Source organism: Mesorhizobium sp. M0598, from assembly GCF_040320865.1.
In the GTDB taxonomy this organism is placed as follows: domain Bacteria; phylum Pseudomonadota; class Alphaproteobacteria; order Rhizobiales; family Rhizobiaceae; genus Mesorhizobium.
The window spans coordinates 18,579-37,788 of record NZ_JAMYQL010000005.1 but is presented as its reverse complement, the minus strand read 5'-3'; the positions used below and the strand labels follow the sequence as shown (position 1 = coordinate 37,788).

Here is a 19,210-nt window from a genome sequence, read left to right as displayed (position 1 = left end):
CTTGGCAAAGTGCCTAAATGCAAGAGGTCGACGTTTTCAAAGCGATTGCCAACGAGCGCAGGCTCCAGATCCTCGATTGGCTCAAGGACCCGCGGGCGCATTTTCCGCCGCAGACGGACGGCGATCTGGTCGAGGACGGCGTCTGCGCGCTGCTGATCGCGGAGAGGCTAGGGATCACCCAGGCTACGCTCAGCGAGCATATGCGCGTGCTCACCCAGGCAGGGCTTTTGCGCAGCAAGCGCATCAAGCAGTGGATATTCTATCGCCGGAATGAGGACAGAATCGCCGAAATCAGGGCGCTCATTCAGCACCGGCTGTAGCTGCAGAGTTCTACTCCAACCAGTCCGGCACCGAGTCCAGTCCGATCAGCTCGTCATAGGTCTGGCGCGGACGCACAACGTGGAAGCGGTCGCCGTCGACCAGCACTTCCGGTACCAGCAGCCTGGTATTGTAGGTGCCGGCCTGAACGGCGCCATAGGCGCCGGCGGTGGAGACAGCGATCAGGTCGCCGGATTTCAGCCGGGGCAGGTCACGGTCGAGCCCGAGATAGTCGCCGGTCTCGCAAACCGGGCCGACGACGTCGACCTTCATGCGTGGTGCAGCGGCCGGCTGCTGCGCCACCGGCTTGATGTCGTGAAAAGCGTCGTAAAGTGTCGGCCGGATCAGGTCGTTCATCGCGGCGTCGACGACGAGGAAGTTCTTGGCGTCGCCCTCCTTCACGAAGATTACTTCCGACACCAGGATGCCGGCATTCCCGACGATCAGCCGGCCTGGCTCAAACATTACCTTCAGCCCAAGTTTGGCAACATGTTTCCTGACGATCCGGGCATAGGCATCGGGCAAAGGCGGCGGGTTGTTGTCGACGCGGTAGGGAATGCCAAGGCCGCCGCCGACATCGATGTGCTCGATGGCATGACCGTCGGAGCGCAAGGCGCCGACCAGCTCCACCAGCAGCGCAAAGGCATCGTCGAAGGGCTGCAATTCGGTGATCTGGCTGCCGATATGGGTGTCTATGCCGGTGACCTTGATGCCCGGCAGCTCAGCCGCGCGCGCATAGACCTTCCGCGCATGCTGCCACGGAATGCCGAACTTGTTCTCGGCCTTCCCAGTCGAAATCTTCTTGTGCGTCCTGGCGTCGACATCCGGATTGATGCGCAGCGAGATCGGCGCGATCTTGCCCAGCGCGGTGGCGCGGGCCGACAGCAACTCCAGCTCCGGTTCGGATTCGACGTTGAAGCAGAGAATGCCGGCCGAGAGCGCAGAATCCATTTCGCGCGCGGTCTTGCCGACGCCCGAAAACAGGATCTTGCTTGCCGGGATGCCGGCCGCCAAAGCGCGGCGCAATTCGCCCTCCGAGACCACGTCGGCGCCGGCGCCGAGCCTTGCCAGCACCCTCAGCACGGCCTGGTTGGAATTCGCCTTCATGGCATAGCAGACGAGAGCATCGAGCCCGGCAAAGGCCTCGGTGAAGACGCGAAAATGCCTGGTCAGCGTCGCCGTCGAATAACAGTAGAACGGCGTGCCGACGCTGGCGGCGATGTCTGATATCGCCACGTCCTCGGCATGCAGCGCGCCGTCGCGGTAGTCGAAATGGTTCACGAGATTGGTCCGAAATCAGAGCAGCGGGTCGAGGATGAATTTCTTGTCCTCGACAGGTTTTTCCGGCTCCGGCGGCAAAGGTTGCTTGGCCTTCTCGGCGTCCTTGCGGGCCTGCACGGCTGCCGCGTACGGCGTGTCGAGCGCAGCCTTCCTGCCGCAGGCCGCAACGGTGGCCATTGCCGCCAGCAGCGTCAGCGTCACCAAAATCCTGCTTCCGGTCATCGTGCCATCCGTCCGAAACTGTTGCCCGCAGCCGCTTCTAGCCGAGTTTTGCGGCCATTGCACCCCGCGTCTTACGCCTTGGCGAGCCGCTTTTTCCAGTAGCGGATCTGCTTGCGCACCTCGGACGGCGCGGTGCCGCCGAAGCTCGTGCGGCTCTTTACAGAATTCTGCACGGCAAGAACCGAAAACACGTCGGCGCTGATACCGGGGTGAATGGACTGCAGATCCTCCAGCGAAAGCCTGTCGAGCCCGACCTTCTTCTCCTCGGCCAGCGCCACCGCCCGGCCAGTGATATGGTGCGCCTCGCGGAACGGCAGGCCGAGCGTGCGCACCAGCCAGTCGGCGAGGTCGGTCGCAGTCGAATAGCCGGCGCCGGCCGCCTTCTTCATCGCGGCAGTGTTCACCGTTATATCGCGCACCATGCCGGTCATCGCCGCCAGCATCAGGTCGAGCGTCTCGGCCGCGTCGAAGACCGATTCCTTGTCTTCCTGCATGTCCTTGGCATAGGTCAGCGGCATGCCCTTCATCACCGTCAGCAGACCGACGAGATGGCCGGTGACACGGCCGGTCTTGCCGCGCACCAGTTCGGCAGCGTCGGGATTCTTCTTCTGCGGCATGATCGACGAACCCGTCGAGAAACTATCCGACAGCCTGACGAAGCCGAATTGCGGCGTCGACCAGATGATGATCTCTTCGGCCAGCCGCGACAGATGCGTCGCACAGATCGCCGCCAAGCCCAGGAACTCGAGCGCGAAATCGCGGTCCGAAACACTGTCGAGCGAATTGCGCATCGGCTCGCGGAAGCCAAGCGCCTTCGCCGTCTGGTGCCGGTCGATGGGAAAGCTGGTGCCGGCGAGGGCGGCGGCGCCGAGCGGGCTTTCATCCATCCGCTCAATCGCATCGCGGGCACGCGACAGGTCGCGCGCAAACATCTCGACATAGGCCATGCAGTGGTGGCCGAAGGTCACCGGCTGCGCCGCCTGCATGTGGGTGAAGCCCGGCATCACTGTTGCCGCATGCTCCTCGGCCCGATCCAGGAACGCCGTGATCAGGCCCTTCAGCGCCTCGGTGACGCGAAAGCACTCGTCCTTGACCCACAGCCTGAGGTCGACCGCCACCTGGTCGTTGCGCGAGCGGGCGGTATGCAGGCGGCCAGCGGCGGGGCCGATCAGCTCGGCCAGACGGGCCTCGACATTCATGTGGATGTCTTCCAGCCTGGTCGAAAACTCAAATGTACCAGCCTCGATCTCTGCCAGGATCGTGTTCAGCCCGTGAGCGATTTTCTCTTGGTCGGCCGCCGAAATAATGCCCGTTTGCGCCAGCATCTGGCTATGGGCGATCGAGCCGCGAATATCTTGCGCATAGAGTTTGCGGTCGAACGAGATCGACGCGTTGATCGCTTCCATGATTGCGGCCGGACCCGAGGCAAAACGTCCGCCCCACATCTGGTTGCTGGCCTTCTTGTCATTCATCGCTATAACCCGTGCTCCGGAGCAGTTTTTCAAAAATGGCAGACGGCAATAGATTTTTCCCGGCTTTGCGTCTCATCCTCGCCGCTTTGGTTGCGGGCGTGCTGGCCGGCGCGGTCGCGGTATATGTCAGGGAAAGCAGTTCTGGCAACAAGGCGCCCGCGCAAGTGGCCGCCGGCGGCGGCAAGGACGACGTCGCCTGCGCCGTCAAGACCGACCGTGCCAAGAAGATCGCCGCCGCTGCCACCGGCCAGGTTGCCGCGCTTTTGCCGGCGGATCCGCCGCAATCGCTGAAAAGCCTTGCCTTCAACGGCCCCGACGGCAAGCCGACGACGATCGCCGATCATGCCGGCAAGACGGTGCTGCTCAATCTGTGGGCGACATGGTGCGCACCTTGCCGCGCCGAAATGCCCGCGCTCGATGCGCTGCAGAAGGAGATGGGCAGCGATGCGTTTCAGGTTGTTGCCGTCAACGTCGATGCCGGCGACGATGCCAAACCGAAGAAGTTCCTGGAGGACACCGGCGTCAAGTCGCTCGGCTACTATCGCGATGCCACGATGGCGCTGTTCAACGACGTCAAGACGCGCGGCCTGGCGCTCGGTCTGCCGGTCACCATGCTGATCGATGGGCAAGGCTGCCTGATCGCCCATATGAATGGCCCGGCCGAATGGTCGGGGCCGGATGCCAAGCGTCTGGTCGAGGCGGCGCTTCAGCCGGGATAGGCTCAGACCGTGCGCAGGCGCGGCTTGAGCACGGCAATGCTTGCGCCGCGTCGGCTGGCGGTGCGGATTGCCGGAGCGGCCACGCCCGTCAGTTCCCCGAATGTCTCGATCGGAGCCGGTTTGCCGAGGTAGTAGCCTTGCCCGATCTCGCAAGCCTCGGCGTCCAGGAACTGCAATTCACCCGGCGTCTCGATGCCTTCTGCCAGAACCGGTAAGCCGAGACCGCGTCCAAGCCCCAGCACGGCGCGAACGATCGCCGCGAACTGGGCGTTCTTGTCGACCGATTTGATGAACGACCCGTCGATCTTGATCTTGTCGAAGGGAAAGGCGCTGAGGTTGGACAGCGAAGAATAGCCGGTGCCAAAATCGTCCATCGCCACATGCACGCCAAGCGCCTTGACCTGCCTCAAGGTTGCCAGCGCGCGCGGCATGTCCTTCACCAGGGCCGTTTCGGTGATCTCCAGTTCGAGCCTGCCGGGGGCCAGGCCGGATCTCGTCAACGCGTCGTGCACCTTGCGGCTGAAGTTCGGATTGTGAAGTTGCACGGCGGAGACGTTGACGGCGACCATCAGCGGGTTTGTCCAGCGAACAGCATCGTTACAAGCCGTCGTCAGCACCCAGTCGCCGATCTGCGCGATAGCGCCACTGTCCTCGGCCACGGGGATGAAAACGGCCGGAGAAATGTCACCCCGCTCAGGGTGCTGCCAACGGACCAGGGCTTCGAAGCCGATCATCCTGCCGCCGCGGATCTCCTTCTGCGGCTGATAGACGAGGTGGAACTCCTTGCGGGCGATCGCCTGGCGCAATTCATGCTCCATCACGCGCTTGTCGCGGGCCGCGGTGCCCATGGCCATCTCGAAAAACCGATAAGTGTCCCTGCCTTCGGTTTTGGCGCGATGGAGTGCCGTGTCGGCATGGCTGATCAGGCCGGCCTGGTCTTCGGCATCCAGCGGAAAGAAGGCGATGCCGATGCTGGCCGAGACGAGGCCGGAGCCGACCGAAACCCTGTTTTCCTCCCGGATCGCCGCCAGCAAGTCCTCGGCTATCCGGCCTGCGGCCAGGGGGTCGGGGAGGTTCGGAGCTATGATGGCAAATTCATCGCCGCCGAGACGCGCGAGCATCTGTCCGTGGCGCGGGATGCCGGAAATGCAGTGCGCCAGCTTCTGCAGCATAGCATCGCCGGCCCCGTGGCCATAGAGGTCGTTGACTTGCTTGAACCGGTCAAGGTCAAGCAGCAGGAGCGCCAGATGTCCATCCTTGCCGCTACGATCCATCGAGGCGAATTCTGCTTCCAGCCGGGAAGAAAAGCTCCGCCGATTGGCAAGCCCGGTAAGCGGATCGAAATGCGCGAGGCGGAGGATCTCTTGTTCTGCCTTCTTGCGCTCACGGATGTCGCGAACGGCAAGCACTGTATGAGGCCTGCCGCAGTAGGTGATTTTCCTGGCGATCAGCTCGACAGGAATTCTCGCGCCGTCGCTGCCCCTTAACTTCGCTTCCTGCGCCTGTTCGCCGAAGCCGGACATATCGGCTGCGCTCTGTCCGTCGAAAAGCTCGCCGAATTGCATCGTGTTCAGGGTGGCTGTCGCTGTTCCGGTCAGCTTCGCCATACTGTCATTGGCGCTGACAATGCGGGTGCCATCGCAAACGATCAGACCTTCCACCGCCGCATTGGCGAGATCGTGCATGCGATCGGCCTCGAGCTTCTGGCGGCGAAAGCGCAGGTCGATCCACAGCGCGGCACCCGATAGCACAAGGATTATCAGGCTGGCGACCGCTGCGGCAAAGGCCTGGGAAATGGGCTCGATGGAATGTTCGGATATTTCAATCGAGGAATCCGGAATGATCGACACCGCGGCCATCGCGATGAAATGCAAGCTGCAAATCGCCAGCGTCAAAAGCGCCGCGCCGCCGAAAGTCGCGAGCGCTGACGGACGGCGCAAGACGACAAGGAGCGCCAGTGCCGCGAGGATCACGCCGGCCAGAAGCGATATCGCGACAAGGAGCAGGTTCCATACGACCCGGCCTTCGACCTCGAAAGCTGCCATGCCGATGTAGTGCATCGTCGCGATGGCGCCGCCCAGAATAGCGCCACCGACGAGGAAATAGTCGATGCCGCGGCGCAAGGTGGCGACCCACATCCCAAGCGCGGTCATGATAACGGCGGCGGCAAGCGAAAAAGGCGGATAATCCCGGATTGTATGCGTTCGGTATTCCCGGCGTAAACGCGGTCATGGCGATGAAATGCGTCGCCCATATGCCGAACCCGGTCGAGGCCGCGGCGATCATCAGCCAGACAAGCCGGTTTCGCTCGGTCGATCGGCCGACATGCTTAAGGAGATTAACCGCTGAGAAGCAAGAAATTCCACAGACGAGTGCGGCAAGCGCAACCAGTCTCGGATCGTGCTGACTTACAATACAATTATAGACCGTCAGCATCCTGGTTCACTCGGTCTGCCAAAACTAACAGGGGAGGTGTGACTGATTAGCTCTTGGAGATTTTAACGAATGGTTAACCCGCGGGCCATGAGGCGGGTCTTTTCGGGGGAAAACCGACGCCGCTGCGCCGAAAGACGGTGATGTGATTTCTGGCGCCCGGTTTCGGTAGCGAGTGCACTTTAGGAAGGAATGATGTTCATTGATCCGCAATAAAACCGTTGTCCGATTGTCATCAGCGCCACATATTGGCTTTGCGGAAGTGCCCCTTTCGCCAATGACAAACGGGAGATGAAACATGAAGTTCTTCGGCTTTGCGGCCGGTATCGCCGCCACGTTGACCCTGCTTTCCACCACCTCCGCCTTCGCCGTCACGCAGATCAGCTGGTGGCACGCCATGACCGGCGCCAACGCCGAGGTCGTCGCCAAGATCTCCAAGGATTTCAACGCCAGCCAGAGCGACTATGAGCTCGTTCCGGTGTTCAAGGGCACCTATCCGGAGACGCTGAATGCCGGCATCGCCGCTTTCCGCGCCGGCCAGGCGCCCGATATCCTCCAGGTGTTCGACGTCGGCACCGGCGTGATGATGGCGGCCGAGGGTGCGATAAAGCCGGTGGCCGATGTGATGACCGGCGCCGGGATGACTTTCGACAAGAGCCAGTATCTGCCCGGCATCGTAGGCTATTATTCGAAGCCGGACGGCACCATGCTATCGTTCCCCTACAACTCTTCCTCGCCCATCCTCTATTACAACAAGGACATCTTCCAGAAGGCAGGCCTCGACGTGAACAATCCGCCCAAGACGTGGAACGAGGTGTGGGAAGCTGGCAAGAAGATCAAGACGAGCGGCGCCGCCCCTTGCGGCTATACCTCGACCTGGCTGACCTGGATCCACCTGGAGAATTTCGCGGCGTGGAATGACGTGCCTTGGGCCACCCAGCAGAATGGCCTGGCCGGCGGTGATGTCGAACTCAAGATCAATGCGCCGATTTTCGTCAACCACTTCCAGGCGCTAGCTGACCTGGCCAAGGACGGCACGTTCAAATATGGCGGACGCACCTCCGAAGCCAAGCAAATATTCCTCGCCGGCGAATGCGGCATCTTCACCGAATCGTCGGGCGGCCTCGGCGATATCGTCAAGTCCGGCATGAACTATGGCATCGGCCAGCTTCCCTATGATACCGACGCCAAGGGCGCACCACAGAACACGACGCCGGGTGGTGCCAGCCTGTGGGTGTTCGGCAACAAGTCGGACGAGGAATACAAGGGCGTCGCGGCTTTCTTTGCCTATCTGTCCAAGACCGATGTGCAGGAATATCTGCACCAGAAGTCGGGATATTTGCCAGTGACGCTTGCGGCATACGAGGCGACTAAGAAATCAGGCTTCTATGACAAAAACCCCGGCCGCGAGACACCCATCCTGCAGATGACGGGCAAGGCGCCGACCGACAACTCGAAGGGCGTGCGCCTGCCGAATCTGCCGCAGGTGCGCGATATCCAGAACGAGGAGCTGGAGAAGATGCTGGCCGGCCAGCAAACCGCCCAGCAGGCACTCGACAATGCGGTTGCGCGCGGCAACGCGGCGATCAAGGAAGCGCTGGAGAACTGACGGGATTATCTCGGTTAGTCGGTTGGAATATCGCCCACGCGAGCTCGCGTGGGCGATACCTGGATAGCGAGGGAAATCAGCCTGTCTCCACGCGTCGTCTTTCCCAACAAGATCCTGCCCTACCTGCTGGTGGCGCCACAACTCGCCATCACCCTGGTTTGCTTCTACTGGCCGGCCGGTCAGGCGCTTTACCAGTCCATGCTCAGGCAAGACCCGTTCGGGCTGAAGAGCAGGTTCGTCTGGTTGGCCAATTTCCGGAAGGTGCTGGCCGATCCGGCCTACCTCAACTCGATCAAGGTCACAGTAGTGTTCTCTCTTGCGACCGCGACCGTTGCCATGGTTGTGGCCCTGCTGCTCGCGGTCATGGCCGAGAAGGCCGTGCGCGGCAAAGGCCTCTACCGCACACTGTTGATATGGCCTTACGCCGTGGCGCCGGCGATTGCCGGCATGCTTTGGCTTTTCCTGTTCAATCCCTCGATCGGCTCGTTGGCCTATTTGCTGAGAAGCCTCGGCGTCGTATGGGACCCGCTGCTCAACGGCACCCACGCCATGATCCTGCTGGTGTCGGCTGCTGCCTGGAAGCAGATCAGCTACAACTTCCTGTTCTTCGTCGCCGGCCTGCAGGCGGTGCCGAAAACGCTGATCGAAGCGGCGGCCATGGACGGCGCCGGCGAAACCAAGCGCTTCTGGACCATCGTCTTCCCGCTGCTTGCGCCGACAACCTTTTTCCTGCTGGTCGTCAACACCGTCTATGCCCTGTTCGACACGTTCGGCATCGTTCATGCCGTCACCGGCGGCGGGCCGGGCAAGACGACAGAGACGCTGGTCTACAAGGTCTACAATGACGGCTTCGTTAATCTGATCCTGGGCGACTCGGCGGCGCAGTCGGTCATCCTGATGGCCATCGTCATCGCGCTCACAGCAATCCAGTTCCGCTATGTGGAACGCAAAGTCCACTACGGCTGAGGGCAGCGATGATCGGCCAGTCCCGGCTCCGCACCTTCATCGCCCATGCCGTGCTCATCCTCGGCATAGTGATCGTGGCTTTTCCGATCTACTACACCTTCGTTGCCTCGACGCACACGCTGCAAACGATCCTCAGGCCGCCCCTGCCGCTCTTGCCCGGCGGCCAGCTATGGAACAATTACAGCGAGGCGCTATTCGGCGGCATCGGTCGTATCGGCGGGGTCAGCGTCGGCAGGCTGCTGCTCAACACCACGATCATGGCGCTCGGCGTTGCGGTGGGAAAGATCTTCATCTCGATCCTGTCGGCCTACGCGATCGTGTTCTTTCGCTTTCCGCTGCGCATGACCTTCTTCTGGCTGATCTTCATCACCTTGATGCTTCCAGTCGAGGTGCGCATCCTGCCGACCTACAAGGTGATGGTCGATCTCGGCATGATCGACACCTATGCCGGCCTGATCGTCCCGCTGATCGCCTCGGCTACCGCAACGCTGCTGTTTCGCCAGTTCTTCATGACCATACCGGGCGAATTGGTCGAGGCGGCGCGTGTCGACGGTGCCGGGCCATGGCGCTTCTTTTTCGATATTCTGGTGCCGCTGTCGCGGACAAACATCGCCGCGCTGTTCGTGATCCTCTTCATCTATGGCTGGACGCAGTATCTTTGGCCGCTGCTCGTCACCAACAGCAACGACATGAACACCATCGTCATCGCGCTGAGAAAGATGGTTTCCTTCGCCGATGCCGACACCCAATGGCACCTGGTGATGGTCACGGCAATGCTGGCCATCGTGCCGCCGATCCTGGTGGTCGTGCTGATGCAACGCTGGTTCGTGCGCGGTCTGGTCGAATCCGAAAAGTGAGAAGCCGATGGCGACCGTGGATCTGAAGGATGTCAGGAAAATCTATCCCAGCGGCGTCGAGGCCGTGAAGGGCGTTTCCATCGCCATTCCCGACAAGGAGCTTTGCGTGCTGGTCGGCCCCTCCGGCTGCGGCAAGTCTACGCTGCTGAGGATGATCGCCGGGCTGGAGACGATTTCTGCCGGTACAGTCGCCATCGACGGCAAGGTGGTCAACGCCATTGGCCCGACCGAGCGCGACATCGCCATGGTGTTCCAGAACTACGCGCTCTACCCGCATATGAAGGTCTATGACAACATGGCCTATGGCCTGCGCAATCGCGGCACGCCGAATGACGAGATCGACAGCAGGGTACGCTCGACTGCCAAGGTGCTGGAGCTTTCGGCGCTGCTCGACCGGCGCCCGCGCGAGCTTTCCGGCGGTCAGCGCCAGCGCGTCGCCATGGGTCGCGCCATCGTGCGCAACCCGAAGGTCTTCCTGTTCGACGAACCGCTGTCCAACCTCGATGCGAAATTGCGCGGGCAGATGCGCATCGAGATCAAGAATCTGCAGCGCTCGCTTGGCGTCACCTCGGTTTATGTCACGCACGACCAACTTGAGGCGATGACGCTGGCCGACATCCTCGTCGTCATGAACGCCGGCCTGGTCGAGCAGACCGGCGCGCCGCTTGATGTGTACGAGAAACCGGCCTCGACCTTCGTCGCTTCGTTCATAGGCGCACCGCCGATGAATCTGCTGGCGCTCACAGGGGCCTCCCCAAGCTCGGTATTGGCGGACGGTAATGTGATTGGCTTGGCGCCTCGACAGGGCAAGGCAGTGACACTAGGCTTTCGTCCGGAGGACGCCGACATCACCTTCGCGGCAGAGGCGCCGGCCGGCGCGCTCGCGCTGCCGGCAACAGTGGAAGCGGTCGAACCGGTCGGTGCCGAAAGCTTTCTCCATTGCGTAGCAGCCGGCAGCCGCATCGTGGTGCGCGTCTCAGGCCGCGCCAGCGCCAAGCCGGGCGACCAATTGCGCGTCGTGGCTAGGTCCGAAAAGCTGCATTGGTTCGATCAGGCAGGCAAACGGGTCGATTGAAGTCGGCCTTGCGCAAAACCGTTCAGGCAAACACATGCGCCTTGCCCGACACGGTCAGCCGGACGATCTCGCCGATCGCCGGCGCGTCCATGCCCGGCTTGCGCAGGATCAACGGCGTATTGCCGATGGCGGCGGCGTCGGGCGGATCGGGGCTGTTCAACAGACGCACCGCGATGGTGCACATCGAGCCGGCGAACTCCGATTCCGTCACCTCGCCGAACAGCATGTCCGGCGTGCCGGACATGCCTTCACGCGATGTGCGTTTCAGCAACACCTGCTCCGGCCGCAGCATGATGCGGGCGACGTCGCGCCGCTCCGAGCTGTCGACAGCGATGCGGCCGAGCGGCGAGATGGCGAAGCCATCGGCGATCCTTGCCGGCAGGACGATGGCGTCGCCAAGGAACTCGGCGACCATCCTGTCCTTCGGCTTGAAATAGAGCTCGCGCGGCGTGCCGACCTGCGAGAATTTGCCGTCGCGCATCACCGCGACCTGGCTGGCGAATGACAGCGCCTCGGCCTGGTCGTGGGTGACCAGGATGGTGGTGATGCCGGCGGTTTCAAGGAGCTCGGCCACGGCCTTGCGCATCGAGGCGCGCAGGCCGGTGTCGAGCGCCGAGAACGGCTCGTCGAGCAGCATCAGCCGCGGCTTCATGGCCATGGCGCGGGCGAGCGCGACGCGCTGCTGCTGGCCACCGGAGAGTTCGTGCGGACGGCGCTTCAGGATACCTTTGTCCAGCCCGACGACATAGGCGAGCTCGGCGATGCGCTCACTGCGCTTTTCCTCGTGACGCCCCATGCCGAAGCCGATATTGGCGGCGATGCTCAGATGCGGGAATAGAGCGCCGTCCTGCGCCACCAGCCCGATGCCGCGGCGATGCGCCGGCACGGCCGTGTCGCCATCGGCCAGCACCTCGCCATCAAGCACGATGCGGCCCTGGTCCGGCGCCTCGAAGCCGGCGATCAGCCGCAGCAAGGTGGTCTTGCCGCAACCGGACGGCCCGACGATTGCCGTACGGCTGCCGCTGGCCACGCTGAGGTCGACGCCGGCAAGTGCTGCGACGGGCCCGTAGTGCTTGTGGATGCCGCTCAGCTCGAGAAAGCTCATCGCCCGGCCATCCGCTTCGACTGGACGTAGAGCAACCAGGTCAAAGGCAGCGACATCGCCACCATGATCAGGGCATAAGGCGCCGCCGACGCATAGTCGATCTCGCCGCTATAGGACCAGAACGCCATGGCCAGCGTGCGGGTGCCGTTGGGCGCCAGCATCTGGGTTGCGGTCAATTCGTTCATGATACCCAGCGCGACCAACGCCATGCCGGCTGCGGCGCCCGGCGCCGACAGGCGGATGGTCGTCGACCACAGCGCCTTGAGCGGCGACCGGCCGAGGCTGGAGGCGGCGCGTTCGAGCTCGACCGGTGCCTGTGCGATCGACGCCCGCAAGCTGATCAGGGCGCGCGGCAGGAACATCAGCGCATAGGCGACCAGAATAGTGAACAGGGTCTGGTAGAGCGGCATGGCGATACGCACGGCGATGGTGACCAGCGCCAGGGCGATGACAACGCCGGGCAACGCGCCGACGATATAGTTGCAGCCCTCCAGGACGCGTTGCAGCCGCCCGGGCGCGCGGATCGAAATCCACGCCATCGGCATTGCCGCGACGGTGGCGAGCAGCGCGCCGGCAATTGCTAGGAACAGCGTTTGGCCAAGCGCCAGGCCGATCTCGTCGAGCCGCCAGACATCGGCGCCGCCGGCCATGAGCCAGCGGCCGATAGTGGCGAACGGCACGCCGAGCGCCAGCAGCGTGGTAATGGCAGGCAGCAGCAGGCAAGGAATGGTGGCGCGCCCAAGGCCCGTGCGCTGCTGCTGGCGCGCAGCACCCGAACCGACGCGGGCATAGCGCTCCTCGCCGCGCACCAGCACCTCCAGCCCGAGCAGCACAAGGCAGCAGGTCACCAGCACGCCGGCCAGCATGTTGGCGGCGGGACCGTTGAAGGTCGACTGGAACTGGTCGACGATCGCGGTGGTGAAGGTGTCGAAGCGGATGAAGACATAGAGCCCATATTCGGCCAGGAGATGCAGGCCGACCAGCAGGGAGCCGCCGCAAATGGCGAGCCGGAGCTGCGGCAGCACGACGCGCCTGAACACACGCCACGGGCCGAGACCAAGGGCTGCCGCTGCATCCTCGAGAGCGGGATCGAGCCGGCGCAATGCCGCCGCCACCGGCAGATAAAGGAAGGGGAAATAGGCGATGACCGACACAAGCACGCCGGCCCACAGGCCGTGCAGTCTGGGCACCATGGTGACCCAGGCGTAGCTGTGGACGAAGGCCGGAATGGCGAGCGGCGCCACCGACAGCCAGGCCCATAGGCGGGCACCCGGCAGATCGCTGCGCTCGGTCAGCCAGGCCAGCATGACCGACAGCACGATCGAGATCGGCACCGCCAACACCACCAGCAGGCTGGTGTTGACCAGAAGTTCGCCGACGCGCGGCCTGAACACCAGCGCCGCCACCGTTTCCCAGCCGGTCTGCACCGCCACCCAGACGATGAAGGCAAGCGGCAGCAGCGCGAAAAGCGAGACAAAGACGGCAGCCAACGCAATCCATGAGACCGACCAACGACGTGCCCGCACGGCCGTGGCGTCGGCCGGCAAGCCTGGGCGTGCGAGATCGATCGCGGATTGCATCAGATCAGACGTTGCGCCAGCTCCGCCCGGAGGCGGAAACGATCGGCGGCGGATAATCTCGCGGGTAGCTTGTGGTCATAGGCAAATGCCATCTTGAAAACAGAGCGCTCCTGTGGAAAGCGAATTCCCACAGGAGCGCAGTCGGTTGCCCTTTTAGGACGAACGCCGGCTAAAGCAAGCCGGCCGCCGTCATCAGGTCGGTCACCTTTTTCGAGTTCAGCGTCGTCGGGTCGACTTTCGGCGCCTGCAGATCGGCCAGCGGCACCAGCTTCGGATTGGACTCGGCGCCCTTGCCGACTGCGTATTCGAACGAATCGCCTGTTTTCAGCACGTCCTGGCCGCCATTGCCGGTGACCCATTTCAGGAAAGCCTGCGCTTCCTTCGGGTGCTTGCTCGAGGCCAGCACGCCGCCGCCGGAAATCGAGACGAAAGCACCGGGATCCTGATGCTTGAAATAGTGCAACTCGACGTTCTTGCTGTTCTCGCCGGTCTTGGCCTGATCGCCGTAGTAGTAATAGTGATAGATCACGCCGCCTTCGACCTCGCCGGCATTGACCGCCTTCATCACCGTGCTGTTGCCCTTATAGGCGGTAAAATTCTCCTTCATCGCCTTCAGCCATTCGGCCGTCGCCGCCTCACCCTTGAGCTGCAGAAGCGCGCTGACGATCGCCTGGAAATCGGCGCCGGAGGGCGAAGCGGCCCAGCGGCCCTTCCATCTCGGATCGGCGAGATCGAGCAGCGATTTGGGCAGCTGGTCGGCGCTCAGCTTGGTCTTGTTGTAGGCAAAGACGGTGCTGCGCGCGGCGACGCCGACCCATTTACCGCTCGCCGGCTGGTACTCCTGCGGAACCTGGGCCAGCGTCTCGGTATCGACCGGTGCGAACAGGCCGGCCGCCTCGACTAATGCCATGGCCGGCGAATTCTCCGTCAGGAATACATCGGCGGGCGAAGCGGTGCCTTCCGCAACGATCTGATTGGAGAAATCGCTGTCGCCGCCATTGCGGACGGTAACCTTGATGCCGCTTTCCTTGGTGAATCCCTCCGCCCAGGCCTTGGTCAGGTTTTCGTGCTGGGCGTTGTAGACGACGATGCCCTCGTCCTCTGCTATTGCCGGGCGGGCGATCAGGCTGATTGCAAGTGCTGTCGCACCGGCAAGGGCGGAAAGAGCATATTTCATGGCGTCGTCCTCGATTTCGATGGTCTTTGGCTTGGCACGCTGCACCTACCAATACCTGACTGGTGCAGTCAACATTGCTGGCCCACTCAATCGCTCAAAAGGAGCAAACTTTCGTGATGCTCAGCTAATTTGCCTTGGACATTATTTCGCCGGCCCCGTAACAAATCAGCGCCGAGACGCGAATATCGGGGAGTGAACTCTTGTGAGCGGCAAGGACGAAGCCGAGCTTTCACGGCTGCTGCGGGCCGCGATCGCCGGAGACGAAAGGGCCTATGCCGACTTTCTGCACCGGATCGCCGCGCTCGTTCGTGGCTTTGCCCGGCGCAAGATCGTGCAGGGCGGGGTGGATCCCGAGGATGTCGTGCAGGAAACCTTGCTGGCCATTCATGTGAAACGACACACCTGGCGCCATGATGCGCCGGTGCTGCCTTGGGTCTATGCAATAGCCCGCTTCAAGCTGATCGATGCGTTCCGGCGGCGCGGTCGGCGGATCGAGATCGAGATCGACGAAATCGCCGAGACCTTTGCCGAGCCGGAATCGGAGACGGTGAGCGAGCGCGACCTCAACCGGGCGCTCGACAGCCTGCCGCCGGCACAGCGTTCCGTCGTCTCGGCCGTATCGGTCGAAGGCCGGTCAATCGGTGAGACCGCGGCCAAATTCGGCATCAGCGAGACGGCTGTGCGGGTGTCACTGCACCGCGGGCTTGCCGCCATTGCCAAACGGTTCAGGGCGGGGCGGGAATAACATGAGGACCGAAGATTTCATCAAGGCGCTCGACGCCGATGCCCGCAGCAAGGCGCTGCCGCTAGGCACCGCCTGGTGGCTTGCCGCCGGCGCGGCCATCGTGATCGCGGCCGCGGTTTTCTGGCTGACGATCGGCCCGCGGCCCGACATTGCGATCGCCATGCACACGATGCGGTTCCTGTCCAAATTCGTCTTCACGATTGCTCTTGCCGCCAGCGCCTTTGTCCTGGTGCGTGGGCTGTCGACGCCCGGTGCATCGACCGGCCGGGCGGTGAGCTGGATGGTCGCCGCGCCGCTGCTGGTGATTGTGGCTGTGATTCTCGAACTCTTCGCCGTGCCTGCGTCCGACTGGGGCACGCGCCTGGTCGGCACGAACATGGTCATCTGCCTGACCTTCATTCCGTTGATCGGGATCGGCCCGCTTGCCGTCTTTCTCGCGGTGCTGCGCCATGGCGCGCCGACAAGGCCGGTGCTTGCCGGTGCGGCCGCGGGCCTGCTTGCCGGCGGGCTGGCGGCGACCTTCTATGCGGCGCATTGCTTCGACGATTCGCCGCTTTTCGTCGGCACCTGGTATACGATCGCGGTCGCCATCCTTGCCGTGCTCGGGGCGCTCGGCGGACGACTTTTTGTGCGCTGGTAGCGAGGCGATCAGCGTGTCGGAACGGGATGCTCGCCGCGATAGTCGTAGAAGCCGCGCCCGGTCTTGCGGCCGAGCCAGCCGGCCTCGACATATTTGACCAGCAGCGGGCAGGGGCGGTATTTCGAATCCGACAGCCCGTCATGCAGCACCTGCATGATCGACAGGCAGGTATCGAGCCCGATGAAATCGGCAAGCTGCAGCGGCCCCATCGGATGGTTGGCGCCGAGCTTCATGGCGGTATCGATGGCGTCGACCGAGCCGACACCTTCATAGAGCGTGTAGATCGCCTCGTTGATCATCGGCAGCAGGATGCGGTTGACGATGAAGGCCGGGAAATCCTCCGAGACGGTGATCGTCTTGTCCAGCTGCTTCACGTAGGTTTTTGCCGCCTCGAAGGTCTGGTCCTCGGTGGCGATGCCGCGCACCAGTTCAACCAGCTTCATCACCGGAACCGGATTCATGAAATGTATGCCGATGAAGCGCTCCGGCCGGTCGGTCTGCGAAGCCAGCCGCGTGATCGAGATCGACGAGGTGTTCGTCGCCAGGATGGCCTCGGGGTTGAGCTGCGGGCAGAGCTGGGCATAGATCTTGCGCTTGACCGTCTCGTCCTCGGTCGCTGCTTCGATCACCAGATCGGCGCCCGCAAGGTCGGCCATGGCCGGTGCCGCCGAAATGCGCGCCATCGCCTCATTGCGCAGCTTTTCCTCGAGTTTGCCGGAGCCGACCTGACGGGCCATGTTGCCGCTGATCGTAGCGATGCCCTTTTCGATGCGGTCGGGCGAAATATCGTAAACCAGCACCTTATAGCCCGCCAGCGCCGACACATGGGCGATGCCGCCACCCATCTGGCCCGCGCCGATGATGCCGATCGTCTCGATCTTGCTCATTACCCGATCCCGTCGAGGCCTTTGCGGCCCGTTTTTTGTGCAGTGCAAACTAAAAGGGCGGGGCGACTTCGTCTACCCCACCCCTCAGAATTTAATACGCTTTGGCAGAAGGCGTCAAAGCGCCTTTTGCAGTTCCGGCAGAATGACGAAGAGATCGCCGACGAGACCGTAGTCGGCGACCTGGAAGATCGGCGCTTCCTCGTCCTTGTTGATGGCAACGATCACCTTCGAATCCTTCATGCCGGCAAGGTGCTGGATGGCACCGGAGATGCCGACGGCAATATAAAGGTCGGGCGCTACCACCTTGCCGGTCTGGCCGACCTGCCAGTCGTTCGGCGCATAGCCGGCATCGACGGCGGCGCGAGATGCGCCAACCGCCGCACCGAGCTTGTCGGCGACCGGCAGGATGACCTCCTGGAACTTCTCGGAGGAGCCCAGCGCACGGCCGCCCGAGATGATGATCTTGGCCGAGGTCAGCTCTGGACGGTCGGTCTCGGAGAGCTTGTTCTCGACAAAGCTCGACAGGCCGGGATTGGCCGCCGCCTGGACCGTCTCGACCGGCGCGGAACCGCCCTCGGGTGCTGCCTGGAAGGAAGCGGTACGCACCGTGATGACCTTCTTGGCGTCACTGGACTGCACCGTCTGGATGGCGTTGCCGGCATAGATCGGCCGCTTGAAGGTGTCGGGCGACACGACTTCGATGATTTCAGATATCTGGGCGACATCGAGCAGCGCTGCCACGCGGGGCGCGACGTTCTTGCCCGACGAGGTCGCCGGCGCGATGATCGTCTCGTATGGCTCAGCAAGCGAAACGACGAGTGCCGCCAGCGGTTCGGCGAGACGCTCGGTCAGTTCGTCGGCGTCGGCGAGCAGCACCTTGGTGACGCCCTTGAGCTTGGCGGCGGCATCCGCTGCCGGCTTGGCACCTTTGCCGGCAACCAGCACATGCACGTCCGAACCGATCTGCAGCGCCGCCGAAAGCGCCTTGGCGGTCTGGTCGGAAAGCGCAGCGTTGTCGTGTTCGGCAATCAGAAGAATAGCCATGATGTTTTCCTGACTTTCGTCTTCGAGGCTCCTGAAATCCGGTCAGGCCGAGTCGAAAACGGTTGGTTTCGAGAACCGGAGCGGAGCGTACTTCAGTACGTGAGCACCGGAAGCGGAGAAACCGGCCGTTTGCAGGCCGGCCTCATCGGATTTCCTTAGAGCACGCCGGCTTCGTTCTTCAGCTTGTCTACCAGTTCGGCGACGCTCTTGACCTTGACGCCCGCCTTGCGGCCGCCCGGCTCCTCGGTCTTGATCACTTTAAGCCGCGGCTTGACGTCGGCGCCGTAATCGGCAGGGCTCTTCTCGTCGAGCGGCTTCTTCTTGGCCTTCATGATGTTGGGCAGAGACGCGTAGCGTGGCTGGTTCAGCCGCAAATCGGCCGTGACGATCGCCGGCATCTTCAGTTCCAGCGTCTGCAGGCCGCCATCGACCTCGCGCGTCACCGTGGCCTTGTCACCGTCGAGCACGATCTTGGAGGCGAAGGTGCCCTGCGCCCAGCCGAGAAGCGCGGCCAGCATCTGGCCGGTCTGGTTGGAATCGTCGTCGATCGCCTGCTTGCCGAGAATGACAAGGCCGGGCTGTTCTGCCTCGACGACGCCCTTCAGCACCTTGGCGACGCCCAGCGGCTCAGTCTGCTCGTCGGTCTTGACCAGGATGGCGCGGTCGGCGCCCATGGCGAGAGCAGTGCGCAGCGTTTCCTGCGCCTGCTGCGGCCCGATCGACACGACGATGATCTCTTCGGCCTTGCCAGCTTCCTTCAGCCGGATCGCCTCTTCGACCGCGATCTCGTCGAACGGGTTCATCGCCATCTTGACGTTGGCGAGTTCCACCGCCGAACCGTCCGCCTTAACCCGGACCTTGACGTTCGCATCCACAACCCGCTTCACGGGCACAAGGATCTTCATTTGCCTGTCACCTCTTTCACGATAGTCTCTTCACGCTCGTCGGGCGCGCTATAGCAGCGTGCACCTCTTCAGAGTTGTCGAAAGCCGACATTCCGGACGGAATTCTGGTCTTCGCCACGCCAGTAGGGTGGCGCTTCCGTAGTTGCGGCGACCCCGCGCGTCAATATCCGGGGCG

Annotated in this window: 17 protein-coding genes and 1 pseudogene; 8 read left to right on the top strand and 10 right to left on the bottom strand. The window is 62.9% G+C overall.

The features are described from left to right. Positions 1-17: 17 nt before the first annotated feature. Complete coding sequence (locus NKI59_RS08815; protein WP_352489424.1) at positions 18-320, top strand: ArsR/SmtB family transcription factor; 303 nt, start codon at positions 18-20, stop codon at positions 318-320. Between the two features lie 10 nt (positions 321-330). Here the strand turns inward: NKI59_RS08815 and lysA are convergent, their stop codons facing one another. The 3 genes from lysA to argH all read right to left on the bottom strand — a co-directional run bounded on the left by lysA (position 331) and on the right by argH (position 3,293). Further along, positions 331-1,599: a diaminopimelate decarboxylase gene (gene lysA / locus NKI59_RS08810; RefSeq protein ID WP_352703637.1), complete on the bottom strand. Its 1,269-nt coding sequence runs from the start codon at positions 1,597-1,599 to the stop codon at positions 331-333. Between the two features lie 15 nt (positions 1,600-1,614). Continuing rightward, positions 1,615-1,821 carry a hypothetical protein gene (locus NKI59_RS08805; protein ID WP_023677931.1) on the bottom strand — a complete coding sequence of 69 codons (207 nt, stop codon included), beginning with the start codon at positions 1,819-1,821 and terminating at the stop codon, positions 1,615-1,617. A 71-nt stretch (positions 1,822-1,892) separates the two neighbouring features. Then, positions 1,893-3,293, bottom strand: coding sequence for an argininosuccinate lyase (argH, locus tag NKI59_RS08800; protein WP_352703634.1), 1,401 nt, complete (start codon positions 3,291-3,293; stop codon positions 1,893-1,895). 35 nt (positions 3,294-3,328) lie between these two features. Between argH and tlpA the strand changes: the two genes are divergently transcribed. After that, positions 3,329-4,012, top strand: a complete 684-nt coding sequence (gene tlpA / locus NKI59_RS08795; protein ID WP_352456686.1) for a thiol:disulfide interchange protein TlpA — start codon at positions 3,329-3,331, stop codon at positions 4,010-4,012. Between the two features lie 2 nt (positions 4,013-4,014). Here the strand turns inward: tlpA and NKI59_RS08790 are convergent. Then, positions 4,015-6,448: pseudogene (locus NKI59_RS08790) on the bottom strand (bifunctional diguanylate cyclase/phosphodiesterase). Between the two features lie 295 nt (positions 6,449-6,743). On the opposite strand from NKI59_RS08790, the gene ugpB reads away from it, so the two are divergent. The 4 genes from ugpB (at position 6,744) to ugpC (ending at position 10,952) form a co-directional block, all read left to right on the top strand. After that, entirely contained in the window at positions 6,744-8,054 is a 1,311-nt protein-coding gene (ugpB, locus tag NKI59_RS08785) for a sn-glycerol-3-phosphate ABC transporter substrate-binding protein UgpB (RefSeq protein ID WP_352703632.1), read from the top strand. Positions 8,055-8,135: 81 nt separating this feature from the next. Further along, complete coding sequence (gene ugpA, locus NKI59_RS08780; RefSeq protein WP_352703948.1) at positions 8,136-9,020, top strand: sn-glycerol-3-phosphate ABC transporter permease UgpA; 885 nt, start codon at positions 8,136-8,138, stop codon at positions 9,018-9,020. An 8-nt stretch (positions 9,021-9,028) separates the two neighbouring features. Beyond that, positions 9,029-9,877, top strand: a complete 849-nt coding sequence (ugpE, locus tag NKI59_RS08775; protein ID WP_352703630.1) for a sn-glycerol-3-phosphate ABC transporter permease UgpE — start codon at positions 9,029-9,031, stop codon at positions 9,875-9,877. 7 nt (positions 9,878-9,884) lie between these two features. Next, positions 9,885-10,952, top strand: coding sequence for a sn-glycerol-3-phosphate ABC transporter ATP-binding protein UgpC (ugpC, locus tag NKI59_RS08770; RefSeq protein WP_352703628.1), 1,068 nt, complete (start codon positions 9,885-9,887; stop codon positions 10,950-10,952). A 22-nt stretch (positions 10,953-10,974) separates the two neighbouring features. Here ugpC and NKI59_RS08765 read toward each other — a convergent pair whose 3' ends face one another. The 3 genes from NKI59_RS08765 to NKI59_RS08755 form a co-directional block, all read right to left on the bottom strand. Continuing rightward, positions 10,975-12,057: an ABC transporter ATP-binding protein gene (locus tag NKI59_RS08765; protein ID WP_023677939.1), complete on the bottom strand. Its 1,083-nt coding sequence runs from the start codon at positions 12,055-12,057 to the stop codon at positions 10,975-10,977. Continuing rightward, a complete protein-coding gene (locus NKI59_RS08760; protein WP_352577202.1) occupies positions 12,054-13,637 on the bottom strand; it encodes an ABC transporter permease in 1,584 nt (527 codons plus the stop codon). Before NKI59_RS08760 ends, NKI59_RS08765 begins: the two co-directional genes overlap by 4 nt. Positions 13,638-13,806: 169 nt before the next feature. Further along, the gene (locus NKI59_RS08755) at positions 13,807-14,814 is read right to left on the bottom strand and encodes an iron ABC transporter substrate-binding protein (RefSeq protein WP_352703945.1); all 1,008 of its coding nucleotides are present in this window, start codon (positions 14,812-14,814) and stop codon (positions 13,807-13,809) included. A gap of 202 nt (positions 14,815-15,016) precedes the next feature. Between NKI59_RS08755 and NKI59_RS08750 the strand changes: the two genes are divergently transcribed. Together NKI59_RS08750 and NKI59_RS08745 are read left to right on the top strand one after the other, a co-directional pair. Continuing rightward, positions 15,017-15,559, top strand: a complete 543-nt coding sequence (locus NKI59_RS08750) for a sigma-70 family RNA polymerase sigma factor (RefSeq protein ID WP_352703626.1) — start codon at positions 15,017-15,019, stop codon at positions 15,557-15,559. Between the two features lies 1 nt (position 15,560). Continuing rightward, positions 15,561-16,199 (top strand): NrsF family protein, encoded by a 639-nt coding sequence (locus tag NKI59_RS08745; RefSeq protein ID WP_352456681.1) that lies wholly within the window; start codon positions 15,561-15,563, stop codon positions 16,197-16,199. 8 nt (positions 16,200-16,207) lie between these two features. On the opposite strand, the gene NKI59_RS08740 is transcribed toward NKI59_RS08745, so the two are convergent. From NKI59_RS08740 to NKI59_RS08730, 3 genes are all read right to left on the bottom strand, one after another. After that, the gene (locus NKI59_RS08740) at positions 16,208-17,086 is read right to left on the bottom strand and encodes a 3-hydroxybutyryl-CoA dehydrogenase (RefSeq protein ID WP_023677945.1); all 879 of its coding nucleotides are present in this window, start codon (positions 17,084-17,086) and stop codon (positions 16,208-16,210) included. 114 nt (positions 17,087-17,200) lie between these two features. Next, the gene (locus NKI59_RS08735; protein ID WP_023677946.1) at positions 17,201-18,130 is read right to left on the bottom strand and encodes an electron transfer flavoprotein subunit alpha/FixB family protein; all 930 of its coding nucleotides are present in this window, start codon (positions 18,128-18,130) and stop codon (positions 17,201-17,203) included. A 155-nt stretch (positions 18,131-18,285) separates the two neighbouring features. Further along, on the bottom strand, positions 18,286-19,035 hold the full coding sequence (locus NKI59_RS08730; RefSeq protein WP_023677947.1) for an electron transfer flavoprotein subunit beta/FixA family protein: 750 nt from the start codon (positions 19,033-19,035) through the stop codon (positions 18,286-18,288). Positions 19,036-19,210: the final 175 nt, after the last annotated feature.

Excerpts from the sequence above, each read along its gene's own strand:
- NKI59_RS08815 (WP_352489424.1), top strand. The coding sequence starts at position 18 with ATGCAAGAGGTCGACGTTTTCAAAGCGATTGCCAACGAGCGCAGGCTC.
- NKI59_RS08805 (WP_023677931.1), bottom strand. The coding sequence starts at position 1,821 with ATGACCGGAAGCAGGATTTTGGTGACGCTGACGCTGCTGGCGGCAATG.
- argH (WP_352703634.1), bottom strand. The coding sequence starts at position 3,293 with ATGAATGACAAGAAGGCCAGCAACCAGATGTGGGGCGGACGTTTTGCC.
- tlpA (WP_352456686.1), top strand. The coding sequence starts at position 3,329 with ATGGCAGACGGCAATAGATTTTTCCCGGCTTTGCGTCTCATCCTCGCC.
- ugpB (WP_352703632.1), top strand. The coding sequence starts at position 6,744 with ATGAAGTTCTTCGGCTTTGCGGCCGGTATCGCCGCCACGTTGACCCTG.
- ugpE (WP_352703630.1), top strand. The coding sequence starts at position 9,029 with ATGATCGGCCAGTCCCGGCTCCGCACCTTCATCGCCCATGCCGTGCTC.
- ugpC (WP_352703628.1), top strand. The coding sequence starts at position 9,885 with ATGGCGACCGTGGATCTGAAGGATGTCAGGAAAATCTATCCCAGCGGC.
- NKI59_RS08765 (WP_023677939.1), bottom strand. The coding sequence starts at position 12,057 with ATGAGCTTTCTCGAGCTGAGCGGCATCCACAAGCACTACGGGCCCGTC.
- NKI59_RS08760 (WP_352577202.1), bottom strand. The coding sequence starts at position 13,637 with ATGCAATCCGCGATCGATCTCGCACGCCCAGGCTTGCCGGCCGACGCC.
- NKI59_RS08755 (WP_352703945.1), bottom strand. The coding sequence starts at position 14,814 with ATGAAATATGCTCTTTCCGCCCTTGCCGGTGCGACAGCACTTGCAATC.
- NKI59_RS08745 (WP_352456681.1), top strand. The coding sequence starts at position 15,561 with ATGAGGACCGAAGATTTCATCAAGGCGCTCGACGCCGATGCCCGCAGC.
- NKI59_RS08740 (WP_023677945.1), bottom strand. The coding sequence starts at position 17,086 with ATGAGCAAGATCGAGACGATCGGCATCATCGGCGCGGGCCAGATGGGT.
- NKI59_RS08735 (WP_023677946.1), bottom strand. The coding sequence starts at position 18,130 with ATGGCTATTCTTCTGATTGCCGAACACGACAACGCTGCGCTTTCCGAC.
- NKI59_RS08730 (WP_023677947.1), bottom strand. The coding sequence starts at position 19,035 with ATGAAGATCCTTGTGCCCGTGAAGCGGGTTGTGGATGCGAACGTCAAG.